At 67.3% G+C, this 20,093-nt stretch carries 15 protein-coding genes, 1 tRNA gene and 1 pseudogene; 14 read left to right on the top strand and 3 right to left on the bottom strand.

Annotated elements, in window-relative coordinates; genetic code table 11:
* Positions 1-2: 2 nt before the first annotated feature.
* The 10 genes and pseudogenes from D6689_06835 to D6689_06790 all read left to right on the top strand — a co-directional run bounded on the left by D6689_06835 (position 3) and on the right by D6689_06790 (position 13,308).
* Positions 3-584, top strand: coding sequence for an NADH-quinone oxidoreductase subunit C (locus D6689_06835; GenBank protein ID RMH42894.1), 582 nt, complete (start codon positions 3-5; stop codon positions 582-584).
* A 1-nt stretch (position 585) separates the two neighbouring features.
* Positions 586-1,722, top strand: coding sequence for an NADH-quinone oxidoreductase subunit D (locus D6689_06830; GenBank protein RMH42872.1), 1,137 nt, complete (start codon positions 586-588; stop codon positions 1,720-1,722).
* Positions 1,719-3,815: an NADH-quinone oxidoreductase subunit NuoH gene (nuoH, locus tag D6689_06825; protein RMH42871.1), complete on the top strand. Its 2,097-nt coding sequence runs from the start codon at positions 1,719-1,721 to the stop codon at positions 3,813-3,815. Before D6689_06830 ends, nuoH begins: the two co-directional genes overlap by 4 nt.
* Positions 3,816-4,781: a 4Fe-4S dicluster domain-containing protein gene (locus tag D6689_06820; protein RMH42870.1), complete on the top strand. Its 966-nt coding sequence runs from the start codon at positions 3,816-3,818 to the stop codon at positions 4,779-4,781. It begins immediately after the preceding gene.
* A 27-nt stretch (positions 4,782-4,808) separates the two neighbouring features.
* Positions 4,809-5,534, top strand: coding sequence for an NADH-quinone oxidoreductase subunit J (locus tag D6689_06815; protein RMH42869.1), 726 nt, complete (start codon positions 4,809-4,811; stop codon positions 5,532-5,534).
* Positions 5,535-5,540: 6 nt separating this feature from the next.
* Positions 5,541-5,861, top strand: a complete 321-nt coding sequence (nuoK, locus tag D6689_06810) for an NADH-quinone oxidoreductase subunit NuoK (protein ID RMH42868.1) — start codon at positions 5,541-5,543, stop codon at positions 5,859-5,861.
* Between the two features lie 12 nt (positions 5,862-5,873).
* The gene (locus tag D6689_06805) at positions 5,874-8,225 is read left to right on the top strand and encodes an NADH-quinone oxidoreductase subunit L (GenBank protein ID RMH42867.1); all 2,352 of its coding nucleotides are present in this window, start codon (positions 5,874-5,876) and stop codon (positions 8,223-8,225) included.
* Between the two features lie 517 nt (positions 8,226-8,742).
* Complete coding sequence (locus D6689_06800; GenBank protein RMH42893.1) at positions 8,743-10,311, top strand: NADH-quinone oxidoreductase subunit M; 1,569 nt, start codon at positions 8,743-8,745, stop codon at positions 10,309-10,311.
* Positions 10,312-10,320: 9 nt separating this feature from the next.
* A complete protein-coding gene (locus D6689_06795) occupies positions 10,321-11,835 on the top strand; it encodes an NADH-quinone oxidoreductase subunit N (protein ID RMH42866.1) in 1,515 nt (504 codons plus the stop codon).
* A gap of 74 nt (positions 11,836-11,909) precedes the next feature.
* A pseudogene (locus D6689_06790) lies at positions 11,910-13,308 on the top strand (aldehyde dehydrogenase family protein).
* 64 nt (positions 13,309-13,372) lie between these two features.
* Here D6689_06790 and D6689_06785 read toward each other — a convergent pair.
* The 3 genes from D6689_06785 to D6689_06775 form a co-directional block, all read right to left on the bottom strand.
* Complete coding sequence (locus D6689_06785) at positions 13,373-14,182, bottom strand: MBL fold metallo-hydrolase (protein RMH42865.1); 810 nt, start codon at positions 14,180-14,182, stop codon at positions 13,373-13,375.
* A gap of 94 nt (positions 14,183-14,276) precedes the next feature.
* Positions 14,277-15,311, bottom strand: coding sequence for a 2-oxoacid:ferredoxin oxidoreductase subunit beta (locus D6689_06780; GenBank protein ID RMH42864.1), 1,035 nt, complete (start codon positions 15,309-15,311; stop codon positions 14,277-14,279).
* Positions 15,308-17,143, bottom strand: a complete 1,836-nt coding sequence (locus D6689_06775) for a 2-oxoacid:acceptor oxidoreductase subunit alpha (GenBank protein RMH42863.1) — start codon at positions 17,141-17,143, stop codon at positions 15,308-15,310. The genes D6689_06780 and D6689_06775 overlap by 4 nt, the downstream gene beginning before the upstream one ends.
* 210 nt (positions 17,144-17,353) lie before the next feature.
* On the opposite strand from D6689_06775, the gene D6689_06770 reads away from it, so the two are divergent.
* From D6689_06770 to D6689_06755, 4 genes are all read left to right on the top strand, one after another.
* Positions 17,354-17,427, top strand: a tRNA-Arg gene (locus tag D6689_06770).
* A gap of 32 nt (positions 17,428-17,459) precedes the next feature.
* Positions 17,460-18,101, top strand: a complete 642-nt coding sequence (locus D6689_06765) for a hypothetical protein (protein ID RMH42862.1) — start codon at positions 17,460-17,462, stop codon at positions 18,099-18,101.
* 119 nt (positions 18,102-18,220) lie between these two features.
* Positions 18,221-18,403, top strand: a complete 183-nt coding sequence (locus D6689_06760) for a hypothetical protein (GenBank protein RMH42861.1) — start codon at positions 18,221-18,223, stop codon at positions 18,401-18,403.
* A gap of 46 nt (positions 18,404-18,449) precedes the next feature.
* On the top strand, positions 18,450-20,093 hold a 1,644-nt coding region (locus tag D6689_06755), incomplete at its 3' end, for a serine/threonine protein kinase (protein ID RMH42860.1).

Here is a 20,093-nt window from a genome sequence, read left to right as displayed (position 1 = left end):
CGATGGAACCGGCCGAGATCTACGAGGCCCTCGCGACCGAGTTCGGCGACGCCGTGACCGGGTTCACGCCGGCCGAGGGTGGCATCAAGGATGCGTTCTGCCTGGTGGCGGCCGACAAGCTCGTCGACGTGTGCACGTTCCTCAAGACCGACCCGCGGCTTCGGTTCGACTTCCTGCAGTGCATCACCGGGGTCGACTATCCGCGCGACGACAAGCTGGTGTCGGTCTACCACCTGTACTCGTACGAGCACCATCACACCTTCGTAATTAAGGTGGAGGTGCCGCGGGATCGCCCCGTGGTGCCGTCGGTGTGCGGCGTGTGGCGGTCCGCGAACTGGAACGAGCGCGAGCAGTACGACCTGCTCGGCCTCCAATACGTCGGCCATCCAGACCTGCGGCGCCTGTTGATGCCGGACGACTGGGTCGGCCATCCGATGCGCAAGGACTACCAGGAGGCCGACCGCTACCGGACGATGCCGACCACGCGCTACTCGGTGCTCGAACTGCTCGCCGCGTACGACAAGGAGCATCCGCAGACTGAGGGGATGCGGCCGCGCGTCGTGGACGCCGAGGAGGACAAGTGACATGTCCGACCTGATCCTGCAATACGACACCGGCGACGAGATCACGGTGAACATGGGGCCGCAGCACCCCTCCACGCACGGCGTGATCCGGTTCATCGTGCGCACCGACGGCGAGATCATGGCCGAGGCGGACCCCGACGTCGGCTACCTGCACCGGTCGATCGAGCACATCGCCGAGAAATGCACGTACGAGGGCTTCATGCCCTACACCGATCGCGTCGACTACGTCTGCGCGATGACGGCGAACCATGCGTGGGCGACCGCCGTCGAAAAACTGGCGGACATCGAAGTACCGGAGCGCGCCGAGTACCTGCGGGTCATCTCGGACGAGTTCAACCGGATCTCGTCGCACTGCATCGCCTTGGGCGCCATGGCGATGGACATCGGCGCCATCACGCCGTTCCCGTATGCGTTGCGCGAGCGCGAGTACGTCAACGACCTGCTCGAGGAGCTGTGCGGCGCCCGACTTACGTACAACTATCACCGCATCGGCGGCGTCGGCTGGGACATGACCGATGCGTGGCGCGACAAGGCGCTGCGTTTCCTCGACCGGTTCGAACCGATCATCGACGAGTTCAACCGGCTGATCACCGGCAACCCAATTTTCATCAAGCGGCTCGCCAACATGGCCGTGATCACGCGCGAGGAGGCGATCGACTACGGCCTCGTCGGGCCGAACTTGCGGGCGTCGGGCGTCGACTTCGACGTGCGCCGCGACGAGCCCTACTCGGTCTATCCGAAGCTCGAGTTCGACGTGCCGGTCGGGCGCGGCGAGCATGGCACGACCGGCGACTCGTGGGATCGCTTCTGGGTCCGCGTGGAGGAGTGGCGCCAGTCGGTGCGCATCTTGCGGCAGGCGCTCGACCTGATTCAGACGACCCCGAAGGGCGAGTTCTGGAACAAGCCGAAGAAGCTCAAACCCAAGGGAGAGGCGCACAGCCGGGTCGAGGCCGCGCGCGGCGACATGCTGTGTTACGTGATCGGTGACGGCACGACCAATGCGTACCGCGCGCGGTTCCGCACCGGCAGCTTCAACGCGATGCAGGTCATCCGCGACAAGTCCGCCGGGCTCATGGTCGCGGATCTCGTCGCGCTGATCGCTTCCCTCGACATCGTTGCGCCGGAGATCGATCGATGAAAGCCGTCGGCTTCGCGGTCGCGGCCGCCGCCCTGGCCGCCGCGTGCCAGAGCAACCCGCAGTTCCCCTCGGTTCGCGACGTGCGGCCGACGAGCCTGGAGGTCGGCGACGTGCTGGTCGTCGAACTCGCCCCGGAAGTCGAACCCGATCCGGACGCGCCCACCCGCGTGGTTCTCGTCGGGGCGGCCGACGGCGGCCGCGACGTGGAACTGACGGCGCGCATATCCAAACACAGGGCGCTCGTCGACGTCGACGACCACGTGGCGCAGGTGATCGGCGGCCGCATGGTGTTCGACGGACAGGTCCGCGTCGACCAGCGCCGCGGCGACGCATACGAGACCATCGCGACGACCGGCGACTACCCGGTGCACATCGAAATGTTCCGGCCGACCGCGCGACGCCTCGCTCACCACCTGTTCGGCGAGCGCGAGGGCCGCGGGCTCGCCGCGTGGCTCGGCGTCGACGCCGAACTCGCGCCGGACGGATCGGGGCTCTTGGTGCGCAGGGTGCGCGGAGGCTTCGAGGGTATCGGCTTCTTGCGCCGCTACGACTGCGGCCGGTGGCGCGACGGCAAGTGTGTCGGCGGCCCCGACGGCAAGGTGCACCTCGACGAAGCCAAGGCCCGCGGGTTCACCGACGAGGACACGTTTCGCTGGGCCGATCTCGACGGCGACGGCGTGCTCACGCGCCACGAGATCCTCGACTTTCTCGAGCAAAACGGCGTGGACACCCACGAGGACTCGCGGTTGCCTCCGTCGCCGGCTGCCGCGGCCGGCGTGCGCGCCGGAGACATCCTCGCCGAAGTCGACGGCAAGCCGACGCCAACGTTCGTCGCGCTGTATCGCGTGTGGCACGCGAGCGACGCGGCGAAGGCGGCGGTCACGATCATTCGCGACGGCGGTCGTGTGAGCGTCGAAATCCCGCGGTACGCTGGCCCGCAGCCGATTCCGACCGGGTTTTTGTACGCGCTCATCCTCGTGGCGGTGGGGCTGCTCGTCGTGCTGCCGGTTCCCGTGCTCGGCGGTTTGATCGTCGTATGGGAGCGCAAGATCTCGGGGCGGATGCAGTCTCGCCCGGGGCCGAACCGCGTGGGGCCCAACGGCTGGCTGCAGTGGCTCGCAGACGGGCTCAAGCTCATCGTGAAAGAAGACGTCATTCCGCGCGAGGCCGACCCGGTGCTGTTTCGCGCATCGCCCCTGCTCGTGTTCTCCGGCGTCTTTCTGACGTTCGTCGTGCTGCCGTTTTCGCCGATCTTGCAGGTGGCTGACTTCAACGTGGGCATCCTGTACATCCTGTCGGTCACGTCGATCGTCGTCGTCGGCGTGATCATGGGCGGGTGGGCGTCGAATTCGAAGTGGTCGCTGCTCGGCGGCATGCGGTCCGCGGCGCAGATCATCAGCTACGAGCTGCCCGCGTCGATCGCGGTGCTGTCCGTCGTCATCGGCGTCGGCAGCCTGTCGATGCAAGACCTCGTCAAGTCGCAGGGCGCCATGCCGTGGGAGTGGAACCTGTTCGCGAGCCCGTTTTCGTTCGCGTGCTTCTTCATCTTCTTCATCAGCGCCCTGGCGGAGGGCAACCGCACGCCGTTCGACCTGCCCGAGGCGGAATCGGAACTCGTGTCCGGCTACAACACCGAATATTCCGGGTTCCGGTTCTCGATCTTTGCTCTCGCCGAGTGGGTGAACCTGATCGTCATCGGCGCCGTGACGACCACCGTCTTCCTGGGCGGGTGGAACATCCCATTTGCCGACCCGATCGAGATCGAGAACTCGCGCGTGTTGCACTTGCTGGCGTTCGGCGTGTTCGCCATCAAGGTGATCGCGATGATCTTCGTGTGCATCTGGATCCGGTGGACCCTGCCCCGGTTCCGCGTGGACCACATGATGAACATGTGCTGGAAGTACTTTTTGCCGATCGCGCTGGCGTCGCTCATCGGCGCCGCGCTGTGGACCTGGTTGCTCCCCGATATCGCCCAGACGGTCGCTCGCGTCCTGCTGTTCGTCGTCGGCGGTCTCGGCATCTTCACGGCGTTCCTCGCCCGCGTGAACCACGTCCGCAAGACGACGACCGTCTGGGAACTGCGAGGCGCGTAAATGGCCGAGAAACAGCGAAAGACCGGCTACTTCAGCCAGATTCTCGACAGTGCGCGGTCGGTGCTCGACGGCATGGCCGTCACCGCCACGTACTACTTCCGCAAGCCGGTGACCGTGCAGTATCCGGACCGCACATCGGTACCGGTCGTCGACTCGCTGCCGGAGCGCTATCGCGGCTTCCTCGAAGTCGACATGGACATTTGCACCGCCTGCAAGGCGTGTGAGCGCGACTGTCCGATCGACTGCATCACCATCGACATCGAAAAGGTCGACGGCGTCCGCGTCATGACGCGGTTCGATATCGATCTCGGCAAGTGCATGTACTGCGGCATCTGCGTGGAGTCCTGTCCGACGGACGCGAAGGCGCCGGGGGACGAGGAGCAGACCAAGTGCATCCGGTTCACTCGCGAGTTCGAGGCGGCGACCGAGTCGTTTCCGTCGCTCACGTTCCGCTTCATTCGCCCCGGCGACTACGTCGTCCCCTACAAGCCGACCAAGGGAGAGGTGGTCGACACTCGCCGCCGCGGCGAGATCGCGCGCGAGGTCCGGCTCAAGGCGCGGCAATACAATCCGATCGCGATTCAATGGGGGCTGGACCACGGCCTCGGCGGCGCCCCGGCCGACAGCGGCATCGACGAGATCATTGCCGAGGAGGTCGTCGTCAAGCGCGCCGAAGAACTCGCCCCGCTCGTCCAGCAGGCCGGCGACGACCTCAAGAAGTTCGAAGACCTCCTCTACGATCAGGCGCTCGCGCAGACGGACTGCGAGGCGTGCGGTTGGCCGACGTGTCGCGCCTACGCCGACGCGATGCTCGAGGGCAAGGATCCCGACATCTTCAAGTGTGAACCCGGCGGTGCACAGGCGACGCGCGACACCGCGTTGATCCTGACGATCCGCAAGGGCAAGCCGCCGGCCGAGGCCGCGCGCGAGGCGATCGAGATCGTCAAGAAGGCTCACGCGAGCTGACCGCCAACCGACGCGAGGAGTTTCCCGATGCGTGCGCTCATAGTCATCGCAATCGTCGCTCTGGTCGGGCTCGGCCTGAGCGCGTTGCTGCGCCTGTTCGGCGTCGATCGCCGCCACAGCCTCATCGCCGGCCTGGTCGTGCTGCCGCTGGTCGTGGGCGTCGCTGCCGGCCTGGCGTACGTGTCCGTCGTCGTGATCACGACGCTGCACCTGCAGGTCGGCGGCCTCGTTTTCGGCGCGTTGGCGACGCTGGTCATCGCCTCGGCGGGCGGGGTCGCGATGTCCACGAACATCCTGTATTCGGGGTTCTTCCTGATGGGGACGCTCGTCGGCGTGGCCGGGCTGTACCTGTTCATCGGCGCGGACTTCCTCGGGATTGCGCAACTGGTCATCTACATCGGCGGGATCCTGGTTCTGATCCTGTTCGCCGTCTTGCTGACCAATCGCATCTCCGCGATTCAGCTCACGAACCGGGCGGTTCAACGCGGAGCGGGTGCCGGTGCGGCCGTGCTCGTCGCGCTGTTGTTGGCGATGGTCGCGCTCGACACCGACTGGGCCGTTGTCGAGGCGGTCGCGACTCCGACGACGGCGCGCCTCGGCGATGCGCTCCTGCGCGAGTATCTGCTGCCGTTCGAGTTGATTTCCGTGGTGCTGTTGATGGCGCTCGTCGGCGCCATGGTCATCGCCCGCCGCGCAGCCAAGGACCCGCCGGCCGACCCCGCTGAGGCGCCCGGACTCGATCGACTGGAGTAACGCAGCATGGATGCCATCATGGACGTGGGCTTGACCCACTACCTCGTCGTTTCCGCCGCGCTGTTCGCGATCGGGCTGTTCACCGTCGCAACGCGCACCAGTGCCGTGGCGATTCTCATGGGGGTCGAACTGCTGCTCAATGCCGCGTCGATCAACTTCGTCGCGTTTTCGCACTTCGTCGAGGGCGGCATTGGCGGCCAGGTGTTCTCCGTGTTCATCATCGTGCTCGCCGCGGCGGAAGCGGCGGTCGCGCTCGCAATTGTGCTCGCGGTGTATCGCCACTTTCGGTCGATCGACGCCGACGACACCACGATGCTCCACGACTGAGTGGGATCACCAATGGAGACCACAGACATTCTCCGCGCGGCCGCATTTCAGTCCGTTACGGACGTGCCCTACCTGTGGCTGATCGCCCTGTTCCCGTTCGTCGGCGCGGCGATCAACGGCATTTTGGGCAAGAAGCTGCAAGATGCGATCGGCAAGAAGGCCAACCACACGATCGCCATCGGCGCGATGCTCGCGGCGTTCGCCGTCGCCTGTGTCGCGTTCGTCCGGCTGCTCGGATTGCCGGCGGGCGAACGGACCCTGCGCACCGACTTGTTTCCCATGTTCGAGGTCGGTGACTTCCGCGTCCACTTCTCGTTCGTGATGGATCAACTGTCGGGGACGATGGCTCTGATCATCACCGGCATCGGCACGCTGATCCACATCTACTCGACCGGATACATGGCCGAGGAGAAGGCGTACTGGCGGTTCTTCTGTTACCTGAACCTGTTCGTGTTCGCCATGCTCCTGCTCGTCCTCGGCGACACGTTCGTGCTGATGTTCTTCGGCTGGGAGGGCGTCGGCCTGTGTTCCTACCTGCTCATCGGCTTCTGGTATCAGGACTTCGCCAAGGCGACGGCCGGCATGAAGGCGTTCGTCGTCAACCGCGTGGGCGACTTCGCGTTCGTGTGCGGCCTGTTCCTGCTGTTCTGGTCCGTGTCGGCCGCGTCGACCGCCGTGAAGGCGGATCGCGTCGACGATAGGGGCGATCGCTACGCGCAGGTAACGCGTCTCGACCCGGCCGCCGAGGAGCCGGAGCCGGCCGGGCCTGCCGAGGTCCGGCTCGGCGGCACCGTTCACTTCGGCGAACTGCAGCAGCAGTTGGCGCTCACGGAGCGCGCGGTCGACGGGACGACGACGCGCCCGGTGGTCGACCGCCTGCTGGCGATGGACATCGCCGGCATCCCGGTCGTGTTCCTCATCTGTCTGTTCTTTTTCGTCGGCGCGACCGGCAAATCCGCGCAAATCCCGTTGTACGTGTGGCTGCCGGACGCAATGGCCGGCCCCACGCCGGTGTCGGCCCTCATCCACGCCGCGACCATGGTCACCGCCGGTGTGTACATGATCGCGCGCTTGAATTTCCTGTACTTCTTGTCGCCCGGCGCGATGTCGATCGTTGCGTTCGTCGGCGCGGCGACCTCCCTGTTCGCCGCGACGATGGCGCTGTTTCAGTACGACATCAAGAAAGTGCTCGCGTACTCGACGGTTTCTCAGCTCGGCTTCATGTTCATCGGCGTCGGCGTCGGCGCGTGGTGGGTCGGCGTGTTTCACCTGCTCACGCACGCCTGCTTCAAGGCGTGCCTGTTCCTCGGTTCGGGCAGCGTGATCCACGGGATGCACTTCCTCGAGCACCACGGACACGGCGACGGCGATCACGACGACGGGCCGACGCCACACAGCGCGCTGCGCAACGCACCCGATCCGCACGACCCCCAGGACATGCGCAACATGGGCGGTCTCGCCTCGGTCATGCCGAAGACGCGGCTCACGTACCTGATCGCGTGCATCTCGATCGCCGGCTTCCCGATCGCCGCGGGCTTCTACTCCAAAGACGAGATCCTGTGGAAGGCGATGTCGAACGGGGCGACCCTCGTGCCCGGGTGGTTGATCTGGGCGATCGGCTTCCTCGCGGCGGGCTGCACCGCCTTTTACATGTTCCGCAGCTACTACATGACGTTCCACCGGCGCGAGCCGACGGAGGACATCCGCAAGCACTGTCACGAGTCGCCGCTCAACATGACGGGCGTGCTATGGGTCCTCGCCGTCCTCGCCGTCGTCACCGGCGCGCTCGGACTGCCGCACTATCTCGGCTTCCACCCAATTTTCGAGGCGTGGCTGGAGCCCGTGATGGCCAATGGGCCCTTCCGCGAAGCCGAGGGCGTGTTCAGCTCGCACGCGCTCGAGTACGCGCTCGTGTTTGCGTCCATCGCAATCGCCACGGCCGGGTTCCTGCTCGCGCGTTACTTCTACTTCGACGAGCGGCGAACGGCGGCGCGCATGGCAGCGCTCAAGGCCCGCTATGACCGCGTCCACGAGCTGCTGTACAACAAGTACTGGGTCGACGAACTGTATCAGGCGACATTCGTCCGCGGTTTCAAGGCGACCGCGCGGTGGCTCGCATGGTTCGACGCCCACATCATCGACTGGGCGGTCAACTTCGTCGGCGCAGTCGGTCGAGCCGCTGCATGGCTGGGCGGGTTCATCGACCGCATGTTCGTGGATGGCGCGGTCAACGGTGTCGCGCACGGGCTGCTGGCACTCGGGCGCCAGGCGCGACGGATACAGACCGGCCGAATCAACAACTACGCCCTCGGCATCGCCGTCGGCGTCGTCCTGCTGGCTATCTTGGGGCATTTCGCCAACTAGAGACTTCACGATGACAAAGACGCACCGTACCCGTTGGTCTGCCGCCGTCGCGGCCGCGATCGCTCTCGTTCCGGCCGGAGCCGTCGCCGGCGATGCGTACGACGCCGCTCCGCGCGTCCACCTGTCGACGCGCACCATCGATTTCGGTGATGCGTCCGGGGCTGCCGCGGTGACGATCACGAACGCCGGCGACGCGACGCTACGCATCTTCGGCGTTCGCGCGATCGAGGAGGGATTCGTCAAGCGCGTGGAAGCGGCCGCGGGCAACCCGGCGGGCGAGCCGGTGCGGCCGGTGTTCTCGGTCGACGGCGTGCCCGACGCGCTCGAGCCGGGGCAGTCGGCTTCGTTCACCGTGCAGTTTGCGCCACCCAAGGACAGCCGACAGCGCCAGTGGTTCGGCGCCCTGCAGATTCTGACGAACGACGCGAGTCTGCCGGCGACCAGCTCGGATGCCGGCGGTGACGCGCACGTCGCCGCGGTGCGGCTACAGGCCGGCGGAAGTTGGCTGTACCGGCACGTGCTCGTGCTGATGACCTTCATCCCACTGCTCGGGATGTTCGTTTTGATGTTCCTGCCGAAGGGCCGCGACGACCTCGTGCGCTGGACCACGCTCGCGTTCGTCTCGGTGCCGCTCGTGCTCGCCGTATACGTCTGGCGGCAGTTCGATCCATCGATTGGCCTTGCGGACGGCAACTGGGGCCTTCAGTTCGTCGCGCACACCACGTGGATCGAGTCGTTCAACATCGAGTTCTTCTTCGGTGTCGACGGGATCTCCATCCTCATGGTGCTGCTGACGGCGCTCGTGTCGTTCATCGCCTGCATCTCGTCGTGGACGATTTCCAAGCACGTCCGCGGCTACATGATGATGTTCCTGCTGCTCGAGACCGGCATGATGGGCACGTTCGTCGCCCTCGACTTCTTCCTGTTCTACGTGTTCTGGGAAGTGATGCTGTTGCCGATGTACTTCCTCATCGGCATTTGGGGCGGGCCGCGCAAGGAGTACGCCGCGATCAAGTTCTTCCTGTACACGTTGGCGGGCTCCGTGTTGATGCTGTTGGCGCTGATCGCGCTGTACTACACGTCTGGCGACCCCGGAGTTGCTCTCGCCCACGGCCAACCGCTCGCGCTGATCGACGGCACGCCGACGGCGCACACGTTCGACCTGATGAAGATGGCCCACCTCAACGACTACGCGGCGGCCGGTCCCATCCTGGGCGTGAAGTTCACGCACATCGTATGGATTGCGCTGTTCATCGGGTTCGCGATCAAAGTGCCCATGTTCCCGTTCCACACGTGGCTTCCCGATGCGCACGTCGAGGCGCCTACGGCGATCTCCGTGATCTTGGCCGGCGTGCTGCTGAAGATGGGCACGTACGGCATGTTCCGCATGAACTACGCGATCCTGCCCGACGCGACCGTGTGGGCGGCCGGCGCCATCGCCATGTTTGGTGTCATCAACATCCTGTACGGCGCGTTCTGCGCGTTCGCCCAGACGGACCTCAAGAAGATGGTCGCCTACTCGTCCGTGTCGCACATGGGCTTCGTGTTGCTCGGCATGGCGGCATTCACGAGCCAGGGGCTATCCGGCGCGATGATGCAGATGTTCAACCACGGGACGATCACGTCGATGCTGTTCCTACTCGTCGGCGTCATCTACGACCGCGCCCACACGCGCGACATCAACGCATTCGGCGGCGTCGCGAGCAAGATGCCGGTCTACGCGGCGTTCTTTGGGTTCGCGTTCATGGCGTCCCTCGGCCTGCCCGGCCTGTCGGGATTCATCGGGGAGGCGCTGGTGTTCCTCGGCGCGTTCAATCGGTACCAGCTGTTGGTGATCCTGGCCGCGACCGGCGTGGTGGTCACGGCGGCCTACCACTTGTGGGCGATGCAGCGGATCATGCTCGGACAGTTCAATACGAAGTGGTCCGAGGCGCTGCGCCAGGACTTGACCAAGCGCGAGTTGCTGATGCTCGTGCCGCTCGCCGTGATCGTGTTCGTCCTCGGCTTCTATCCGATGCCGGCGCTCAACCTCATCCACACGGGGCTCGCGGATCTGCGGGACATCGTCCTCTCCGTCGCCGGGTAGCCGACCGCCATGAACGCCCTCAGCAATATCGACTCCCTCCGGTCGTTTGCACCGGAACTCGTGCTCGGCGCGGGCGTGATCGCCCTGCTCGTCGTCGACCTGGTCCAGCGCGGGTCGAGCCGGATGGTCGCCGGGGGCATTGCGACCGCGGCGAGCATCGGGGCCGCGCTCGCGCTGGTCGCGACCGCGCCCGGAGCCGGTGGCGCGGAGGGACTGTTTGGCGGACTGATCGCGCGCGATCCGTACGGCGACTTCTGGAAGATGTTGTTCGTCGTGGCCACCGTCGTGGTGGGCGTGATGGCGACGCGCGCAAGGGACGCCGTCGACTACGATCAGAACGATCGCGACGCCGCCGAGTTCTACGCGCTGACGCTCACCGTGTGCCTCGGCATGTTCGTCATGGCGTCGGCGACGGATTTGCTGCTCGCGTATCTGAGCTTGGAGACCGTGTCCATCCTGTCGTTCGCGCTCGCCGGCTTCAAGCACCGCGATCGCAAGTCGTCGGAAGCCGCGCTCAAGTACGCGATCTACGGCGGCGTCGCGTCGGGATGCATGCTGTACGGTCTGTCCCTGCTGTACGGGCTCACCGGCACGACTTCGCTCGCTGGGATCGCGGCCGCCGAGCTGACGGCGCACAATCCGATGACCCTGACGATCGGCGTGGCGCTGACGCTCGCCGGCTTCGGCTACAAGATCGCGGTCGTTCCGTTCCACCAGTGGTGCCCGGACGTCTACGAGGGCGCGCCGACGCCGGTCACCGCGTTCTTGTCGGTCGGCCCCAAGGCGGCTGGCTTCGCACTACTCGCGCGGTTTTTCGTGGCGGCGGTGCCGGACGAGGTGTTCGCCGATGCCGACAGCCTGTTCGGGAGCCATCCGTGGCCGATGCTGCTCGGCGCCGTCGCCGTAATGACGATGACGTACGGCAACTTGGTTGCGCTGGTCCAGACCAACGTCAAGCGGCTGCTCGCGTACTCCTCGATCGCCCACGCCGGCTACGTCATGATGGGGATGCTCGTCACCGGAGACGACGGCATGACCGCGATGATGTTCTATCTCGCGGTGTACTTGTTCATGAACCTCGGCGCGTTCGGCGTCGTGTGCGCCGTGGCCGAGCGCGGACTCGGGGAGGATCTGCGGGCGTTCCATCGCCTCGGTTATCGCGCGCCGCTCGTCGCCGCGTGCATGGCGGTATTCCTGGTGAGCCTCACCGGCCTGCCGCCCACGGCGGGCTTCGCGGGCAAGTTCCTGCTGTTCGCGGCGCTCATCCGCGAGGGCGGTGCGCTTCTGTGGGCGATCGCCCTGATCGGCGTGCTGAACAGTGCGATCAGCCTGTTCTACTACGCCAAGATCCTCAAGGCGATGTACTTCGGCTACGAGGGGGCTCCCGCCGGGGACGACTCGCCGGTTGCCATCCACCGCCCGCACACCGCGCTGATCGTCGCGATGACCGTACCGCTCATTCTGTTGGGCGTGTACTGGTCGCCACTGCTGGACCTCGCGGCCGCCCACCTCTCGTTCTGGTAGACGCCCACTCGGGTTTGCCGCTACGCTGCCGGGGAATCTGCGGCGCACGCGCCGCCCCGCCAGGAGGTCTGCCGATGACTGCTGTGGTGCCTATTCGCGACGACATTTCCGTGGCCGATCGCATCGACCGACTGCGCGCCACCTTTCGCAGCGGAGTCACGCGTTCGTACGAGTGGCGCATGCGCCAGATCGGCCGGCTGCGCGCGCTGTTGACCGAGCGCCAGGACGACCTGCTGGCCGCACTCGAGGCCGATCTCGGCAAGTCGCGCTTCGAGGGCTTCATGGCGGAGATCGCGATCACGCTCAACGAGATCGACCACACCCGGCGGCACCTGCGGCGGTGGATGCGGCCGGAGCGCGTGCGCGCCCCGATCGCACTGCAGCCGGCGCGCTGTCGCGTCGTGCGCGAGCCGCTGGGCGTCGCTCTCATCATCGCGCCGTGGGAACTACCCCGTCCAACTTGCGCTCGCGCCGCTCGTCGGCGCGCTGGCCGCGGGCAACTGTGCGGTCGTCAAGCCGTCGGAGGTGTCCGCCAACACGTCGCGCGTCCTGGCCGATCTCGTGCCGCGCTACCTCGACCCGGATGCGGTCGCCGTCGTGGAGGGCGGCGTGCCGGAGACGACGGCACTGCTCGAACAGCGCTTCGACCATATCTTCTACACGGGCAACGGGCGCGTCGGGCGGATCGTCATGGCCGCGGCCGCCAAGCATCTCACGCCGGTCACGTTGGAACTCGGCGGCAAGAGCCCGACGATCGTCGATCGCACCGCGGATCTCGCGGTTGCGGCGCGACGCATCGTGTGGGGCAAGTTCTTCAACGCGGGCCAGACCTGCGTCGCCCCGGATTACGTGCTCGCCGACCGCGCGATTCACGACGCGTTGCTATCTAACCTCGTGGCCGCCGTGCGCCAGTTCTACGGCGACGATCCGAAGCAAAGCCGCGACTACGCGCGCATCATCAACGAGCGACACGTCGACCGGCTCGAGAAGTTGCTGTCGTCGGGGGCCATCGTGTGCGGCGGCGAGGTCGATCGCGATGCGCGGTACATCGCTCCGACGATCTTGCGCGACGTTGCGTTGGACAGCCCGGTGATGGCGGACGAGATCTTCGGCCCGATTCTCCCGGTCATCGCGTACGACGCGATCGACGACGCGCTCGCGATCGTCACCGGGCGCGACAAGCCGCTGGCGCTGTACGTGTTCACCGAGGACCGCGCGGTCGCGGACCGCGTCTTGCGCGAGACGAGTTCCGGCGGCGCGTGCGTCAATGACGTCGTCGCACACCTGTCCGTTCCCGACTTGCCGTTCGGCGGAGTCGGAGAGAGCGGAATGGGCGCATACCATGGCCGCGCCACGTTCGAGACGTTCAGCCACCGCAAGAGCGTGCTCGACAAGTCGAGTCGGCTCGACGTACCGCTTCGCTACCCGCCGTACGACGATACGAAGGAACGCTGGTTGCGGCGGCTGCTGTAACGGCGTCGGCCGCGTGCGGCACCGGGGCCGCGTCGCCGGGCTGTGCGCCGGCGACCGCGGTCGGTTACTCGGGCTCGGCGTAGCGTTCTAGTTCGACCGGGTCGTGCGAGCAGAACACGTCGACCTCGGCGGCGCGCACGCGCGCGAGTTCGCCGAGGCGTGCGACGTTGTACGCGCGCATGGCCGCGTCGATTGCGTTCATGGCCTCGAACACGCGAAGCCCGGTGGGGACGTGCGGCGGGTCCGCGAGCGCGCCGCGGTGAAAATAGGCGTCGCCCGCGTGGAGCAGCCAGCCGCCGTCTTCGCGCACCGCGACGCCGGTGTGGCCGCGGGTATGCCCGATGAGTGGCACGAGCGCGATGTCCGCATCGACGCCGCGGAGACGGCGGACCGCGTCGAACCCGAACCAGGTGTCGCCCGCGTCCGGGTACGTCTCCCACCGTGGCTGATGGGCCCAATGGGCGGGCACGTAGCGGTACCGCTCGGCGGCCGTCGGCCCGCGGGTCGCCGCGTACACCTCGGCGGCGTGGGCGTGGACGTGTGCGCGCGGAAAATCGGGCAGCCCGCCGGCGTGGTCGAGGTCGAGGTGTGTGACGACGATGTGGCGCACGTCGTCGCGGTCGAACCCGAGCGCGCGGACCCGCTCGATGGCGGCCTCGGCGGGATCGAGCGATGGCCCGAGCAAGGCGCGCGTTGCCCGGCCGAGGCGGTCCGGGTTGGCGACGTCGAGCGCGCCGATGCCGGTGTCGACGAGCACGAGCCCGTCGCGATCGGTCTCCAAGATCAGGCAGTGACAGACCAGATGCGGCTGGCCGATGGCGAGGCGGGCGGCCGGCGGACAGAATGTGCCGCAGTTGACGTGGTGGACGCGCATGACCGGGCGCTACTGTACCGCGGTGGCGCGACCGAGGGGGATTCGTCGGTAGTTGCCCGCGGCACCTCGGCCAGAGGTACGCCGCGCGCCGCCGTCAGTGCACGTCCCAGGTCGTTCCGGCGTGCAGCAGCGACTTGAGATCGCCCGCGCCGTTCTTCTGCTTGGCGGCGGCGATCTGGGCGGCCGACAGCTGCTCGTACGCTGGGGCGTCGACGGCGTGCAGCACGCCCATCGGAGCCGGGAATTCCGGGTAGTCCATCTGGGCGAGCATGAATGCGTACGCCGCGCTGCCGCGCTCGTCGTGTACCGCGATCTCGGACACAGGCACTTGCCCGGGGCCGTCGCCGACCTCGACGACCTCGGGGGTCAGGTCCGGGCGGACCCGAATTCCGCGCGACTTGTCCTTGCCGAACAGCAGCGGTTTGCCGTGTTCGAGCCGTAGCTGGCGGTCGTCGCGAACGGCTCGATCCGTGATCGGCACGAACGCGCCGTCGTTGAACACGTTGCAGTTCTGCAAGATTTCGATGAACGCACCGCCTTTGTGCGCGGCGGCCCGTTGCAGCACGCTCTGCAGAACCTTGACCTCGACGTCGACGCATCGCGCGACGAACGTGGCGGATGCGCCGAGCGCGAACGCCAGCGGGTTGACCGGCCGGTCGATCGATCCCATCGGCGCGGACTTGTTGATCTTGCCGAGCTCCGACGTCGGCGAATACTGGCCCTTCGTGAGGCCGTAAATGCGGTTGTTGAACAGCAGGATGTTGATGTCGATGTTGCGCCGCAGTGCGTGCAACAAGTGGTTGCCGCCAATGCTGAGCCCGTCGCCGTCGCCGGTGACGACCCAGACCGACAGATCCGGGCGCGCGAGCTTGAGTCCGGTTGCGATGGCGGGCGCGCGGCCGTGGATCGTGTGCATGCCGTACGTGTTCATGTAGTACGGGAACCGACTCGAACAGCCGATTCCGGATACGAACACGATGTTTTCGCGCGGAACGTCGATCTCCGGCATGACCGATTGAACCGCCTTGAGGATGGCGTAGTCACCGCACCCCGGGCACCAGCGGACCTCCTGGTCGCTGACGAAGTCCTTGCGGGTGAGCTTTCCGTTACTGCTTGCGTTTGTGGTCATGACAGCTGCTCGCTGATGGCCGTGCACAGTTCGGCCACGGTGAAAGGACGGCCCTGCACTTTGTTGTAGCCGACCGCGTCGACGAGGTACTTGGCGCGGATGACCGTGCGGAGCTGCCCCATGTTCAACTCGGGGACGAGCACCTTCTTGAAGTTGTGGATGATGTCGCCGAGCTTCGGGTTGATCGGGTTGAGGTAGCGGAGGTGGACGTGGGTGACCTTGTTGCCCAGAGCGCGCATCCGGCGCGTGGCTTGCAGCAGCGCGCCGTAGGTGCCGCCCCAGCCGAGGACGAGCACGTCGCCCTCCGGGTCGCCCACCATGTCCAACTCGCCGCACTCGGAGGCGATGCGCTCGATCCGCGCGTGGCGCATCAACGTCTGGCGATGGTGATTCTCCGGGTCGTAGGAGACGTTGCCGGTGAGGTAGTCCTTTTCGAGGCCGCCGACGCGGTGCTCGAGTCCGGGCGTGCCGGGGATGACCCACTCGCGCGCGAGCGTCTCGGCGTTGCGCGCGTACACGAAGTACCCGTCGGGGTCGGTGCGGTGCCGGACCTCGATGCGAGGCAGGTTGTCCAACTCCGGCAAGCGCCACGGCTCGGAGCCGTTGGCGAGGTAGCCGTCGCTGAGCAAAAACACCGGCGTCATGTACTTGACGGCGATCCGCACCGCCTCGACGGCCACGTCGAACGCGTCCGACGGGGTCTTGGCCGCGAGTACCGGCAGCGGCGCTTCGCCGTTGCGGCCGTACAAAGCCTGCAACAGGTCCGCCTGCTCCGTCTTGGTGGGCAGCCCCGTCGACGGACCGCCGCGCTGGATGTTGACGATCACCAACGGCAACTCGATCATCGCGGCGAGGCCGATCGCTTCGGTCTTGAGCGCGATGCCCGGCCCGGACGACGTCGTCACCGCGATCGAACCGCCGAACGCGGCGCCGATTGCCGAGCAGATGCCGGCGATCTCGTCCTCCGCCTGGAACGTGGTGACGTCGTAGTTTTTGTACCGCGCCATGTAGTGGAGGATGTCCGACGCGGGCGTGATCGGGTACGCGCCCAGAAACAGCGGCTTGTCCGCGAGCCGCGCAGCGGTCACGAAGCCGAGCGCGATCGCCTCGTTGCCGGTAATGTTGCGATACGTGCCCGGCTGTAGCGACGCGGGCTTCACCTCGTAGCGGGACTGGAAGATCTCCGTCGTCTCGCCGTAGTGGTACCCGGCTTTGAACGCCTTGACGTTGGCCTCGGCCAGCTCCGGCTTGCGAGCAAACTTGCTCTGGATGGCGCGAATCTCGGGTTCGACGTCGCGGCTGTAGATCCAGAACATCAGCCCGAGCGCGAAGAAGTTCTTGCAGCGCTGTTTGGCCTTGGTCGACAGGTCCATGTCCGCCAGCGCCTCGTTGGTGAGCTTGTTGAGGTCCACCGGGATGACACGGAAATGGTCGAGCGAGCCGTCCTCGAGCGGGTTTTGTTCGTAGCCGGCCTTCTGCAGGTTGGCCGGCGTGAACGCGCCCGTGTTGACGATGATCGTTCCGCCCGGGATCAAGTCGCCGAGGTTCGCCTTGAGCGCGGCCGGATTCATCGCGACCAACACGTCCGGCGAGTCGCCCGGCGTGGAGATGTCCTCCGAGGAAAAGTGGAGCTGGAATCCCGACACGCCGGCGAGGGTGCCGGCGGGCGCGCGAATCTCAGCGGGGAAATCGGGGAACGTCGCGATGTCGTTGCCGGCGTTGGCGGCAGCCCGGGTAAACTCGGTCCCGGTGAGTTGCATCCCGTCGCCGGAGTCGCCGGCGAACCGGATCACGACGTGATCCACCTGTTGAACAGCGTTTGTCTGGTTCATACCACGGATCTTTGATTCGAAAGGCGCGGCGGAGGTAACGCGTTCGCCGCGGAGAAAAAGCGCCTGCACCCTATTGAATGGGCGCCGGAAACGCAAGCGGAGCGACTACGTCTGTCCAGGGCCAAGCCAACGGATAGCCTGCCACACGCAGGCGGTGTGCGGGAAGGGTGTTGCCCCGGTCGTTTTTGCGCTATATACGCGGTCAATTCGGCACGCTTAGCTCAGCTGGATAGAGCGCTGCCCTCCGGAGGCAGAGGTCACAGGTTCGAATCCTGTAGCGTGTACTGCTCGTATCGGCCGGTCGCGGGGGTAAGGCTTGGCCAAAACTCTCACCGAAATAGCGCTCGACGAACGCCTCGCCGCCCCCGCCGTGCTCGAGGAGGCGGCCCGTCGGGCCGAGCGCGATGGCGAGCCGCTCGTCGTCGCGCTCGTGCGGCAGGCCGGCGTCGGCGAGGTTGCCCTGGTGGCCGCCCTGCGCCGTCAAGTGCGCGTGCCGGTGACGGATCCGGCGACGGTCGAGATCGACGCGGACGCGCTGCGCGAGGTGCCGCGCGAGGTGTGCCGCCGCCGTCGGGTGCTGCCGCTGGCGGTCCAGACGTTCGGCGGCGGGCCGCGGGCGCTGCTGCTCGCCATGGCGGACCCGACCGACCACGTCGCGATCGCCGAGGTGGAGCACGTGAGCGGCTGTCGGGTGTCGCCGACGCTCATGCCGCTGTCCGCGATCGAGGAACTCATCGAGACGGGATACCGCGGGTTCGTCACGCAGGTGATGAGGCGGCAGGGCGGCGAGGCGGGCGGGCAGAAGCCGACGACCACGCCGTTTCACCGGGTTGCGGACGAAGCCGACACGGCCACGCGGCTGCGCGCGCTGGAGCAGCTGCTCGTCGCCAAAGGCATCGTGTCGGAGGCCGACATCGACGAGGCCGTGCGGGCGCTGCTGCGGCGCGGCGGCGACTGAGCCGGCGCCCGCGCGCCAGGTGGCTGTTGCGCATCGCCACTGGCTGCGGTCGCGATCTGCGGGCGATCTTCGGCGCACGTCCTCGCGCCCTTCGGTTCCATATGGTTATACGCGCCCTCGTGCGCTGCGGGCGTGCGCCGAACCTCGCCTCGCAGCTCGCGACCTCGCGGGCGCGCCCATACGCAACAGCCACCCAGTCGGCGCCGGTCCGGCCGGTCGCGCGGGGCGCGGCGGCGACGGGCCGCGGGCCGTCGCCGGCCGGGCTCGCGGCGCGCCGATATGGCGTGCGGGGCGTCGCGTGATGCCGGTCGCCGGCCGCCACACGGCCGCTGAGCTATAGTTTTCGCGTTGGACGCTTCGACTTCCCCGCCCACGGTCGCCTGCGGCAAATGCCGCCAAGAATATCCGGGCGACGCGCTGTTCTGCCCGATGTGCGGCACCGCGAAGGCGCGCGACTTCGACGGGGATCCCCTGCTCGGTACGGTCGTCGGCGACCGCTACCTGCTCACGGAGCGCATCGGCCACGGTGCGTCGGGCACGATTTACGCGGCCGAGCACACGACGCTTCGACGCAAGGTCGCGATCAAGGTGCTGCACGACGAGCTGTCGCGCGACGACCTTGCGATTGAGCGGTTTCGGCGCGCCGCGACCACCGTCGGAGAGATCGACAACGACCACATCGTCGCGATCCACGATTTCGGTCGAACTGCGGACGGGCGGCTGTATCTGGCGATGGAGCTGCTCGAGGGGGAGACGCTGCACGACCGACTGGAGCGCGAGGGGCAGCTGCCGATCGATCTCGCCGTGGATATCGCCGGCCAACTCGCGGAGGCGCTGATGGAAGCCCACGCCGTCGGCTACGTCCATCGCGACCTGCGCCCGCGCAACATCTTTCTCGCGCGCCGGCGCGGATGTGCCCACTACGTCAAGATCCTCGACTTCGGTCTCGCCAAGCTCGTCGAAAAGGAGGGAGAGGCGGCGTCGACGAGCCTCGGGATGACGTTCGGCGACCCGCGCTACATGTCTCCGGAACAGGCGCGCGGCGACCGCGTGGACCGGCGCGCCGACATCTACTCCCTCGGCTGCATCTTGTACGAGATGGTCGTCGGCGATCCGCCGTTTCTCGCGCCGAAGGTGTTCGACGTGCTCACGCAGCACATCGAGCGGCCGCCGGTCGCGCCGATCGACAGGCGGCCCGACTGTCCGCCCTGGCTGAACGCCGCGATCCTGCGCGCTCTCGCCAAGCGCCCCGAAGATCGCTTCGTCACGGCGTATCGGTTCTTGCAGGCGCTGCAGGAGGGCGCGTCGACGGGGCGCATCATGGAGGGGGAGGTCGCGCGGCGCAAGGAGACGCTGCCGCCACCGTCGGTGTCGGCGACGCTCGCGCGGTTCGGACTGGAACGCGAGCGAGCGCCGTCGGAGCCGTTCGTGGTCGAGTCCGATCGCGAGCCCGAGCCCGATGCCGACGACGCGCGCACGACGACTCCGATCGCGCGCGGCAAGAGCGGCGCGGTGCGCGGGCCGACGTCGTCGGGGATCTCGCAGGCGTGGTACGCGGACGGCGAGGCGATGTCCGAGGCGGTCGAGGACGGCGCATCGGTCAGCCAGATTCGCCAGCGGCTGGGCGGCGCGTCGCTCGGGGCGAGCGACGCGGGGCTCGTATCGTATGAGGACGAATACGAGGGGCGGCGTCGCTTGGTGTGGCTCGGCGGTGCCGCGGTGGCGGTCGCGGCGCTGGGGATCGCGGTGGCGATGGCGCTCGGCCGAGGGGCAGCGGCGGGCGACGCGGATGCGGGGAGCGCGCGCGCCGGGGCCGCGGCCGCCGTGGAGCCGGCGGCTGTACGGGGCGGCGCCGCGGACGAGGCGGCCGGCGGCGCCACGGGGGCGGGACCCGCAGCGGATGCGGCGGTCGCGGGCGGCGGCGGCCCCGACGGAGACCGGGCGTCGAGCGGCGGGGCGCGTGCAGACGGGGCGCGGCGCGGCGGCGGAGCG

The sequence above is a fragment of the Deltaproteobacteria bacterium genome (assembly GCA_003696105.1).
Lineage (GTDB): Bacteria > Myxococcota_A > Polyangia > Haliangiales > J016 > J016.
The sequence above is the reverse complement of the archived record's forward strand: the minus strand, read 5'-3'. Positions and strand labels throughout refer to the sequence as shown.

Bases quoted from the DNA above. Each gene is read 5' to 3' on its own strand.
- D6689_06835 (RMH42894.1), top strand. From the start codon at position 3: ATGGAACCGGCCGAGATCTACGAGGCCCTCGCGACCGAGTTCGGCGAC.
- D6689_06830 (RMH42872.1), top strand. From the start codon at position 586: ATGTCCGACCTGATCCTGCAATACGACACCGGCGACGAGATCACGGTG.
- nuoH (RMH42871.1), top strand. From the start codon at position 1,719: ATGAAAGCCGTCGGCTTCGCGGTCGCGGCCGCCGCCCTGGCCGCCGCG.
- D6689_06820 (RMH42870.1), top strand. From the start codon at position 3,816: ATGGCCGAGAAACAGCGAAAGACCGGCTACTTCAGCCAGATTCTCGAC.
- D6689_06815 (RMH42869.1), top strand. From the start codon at position 4,809: ATGCGTGCGCTCATAGTCATCGCAATCGTCGCTCTGGTCGGGCTCGGC.
- nuoK (RMH42868.1), top strand. From the start codon at position 5,541: ATGGATGCCATCATGGACGTGGGCTTGACCCACTACCTCGTCGTTTCC.
- D6689_06805 (RMH42867.1), top strand. From the start codon at position 5,874: ATGGAGACCACAGACATTCTCCGCGCGGCCGCATTTCAGTCCGTTACG.
- D6689_06795 (RMH42866.1), top strand. From the start codon at position 10,321: ATGAACGCCCTCAGCAATATCGACTCCCTCCGGTCGTTTGCACCGGAA.
- D6689_06785 (RMH42865.1), bottom strand. From the start codon at position 14,182: ATGCGCGTCCACCACGTCAACTGCGGCACATTCTGTCCGCCGGCCGCC.
- D6689_06780 (RMH42864.1), bottom strand. From the start codon at position 15,311: ATGACCACAAACGCAAGCAGTAACGGAAAGCTCACCCGCAAGGACTTC.
- D6689_06775 (RMH42863.1), bottom strand. From the start codon at position 17,143: ATGAACCAGACAAACGCTGTTCAACAGGTGGATCACGTCGTGATCCGG.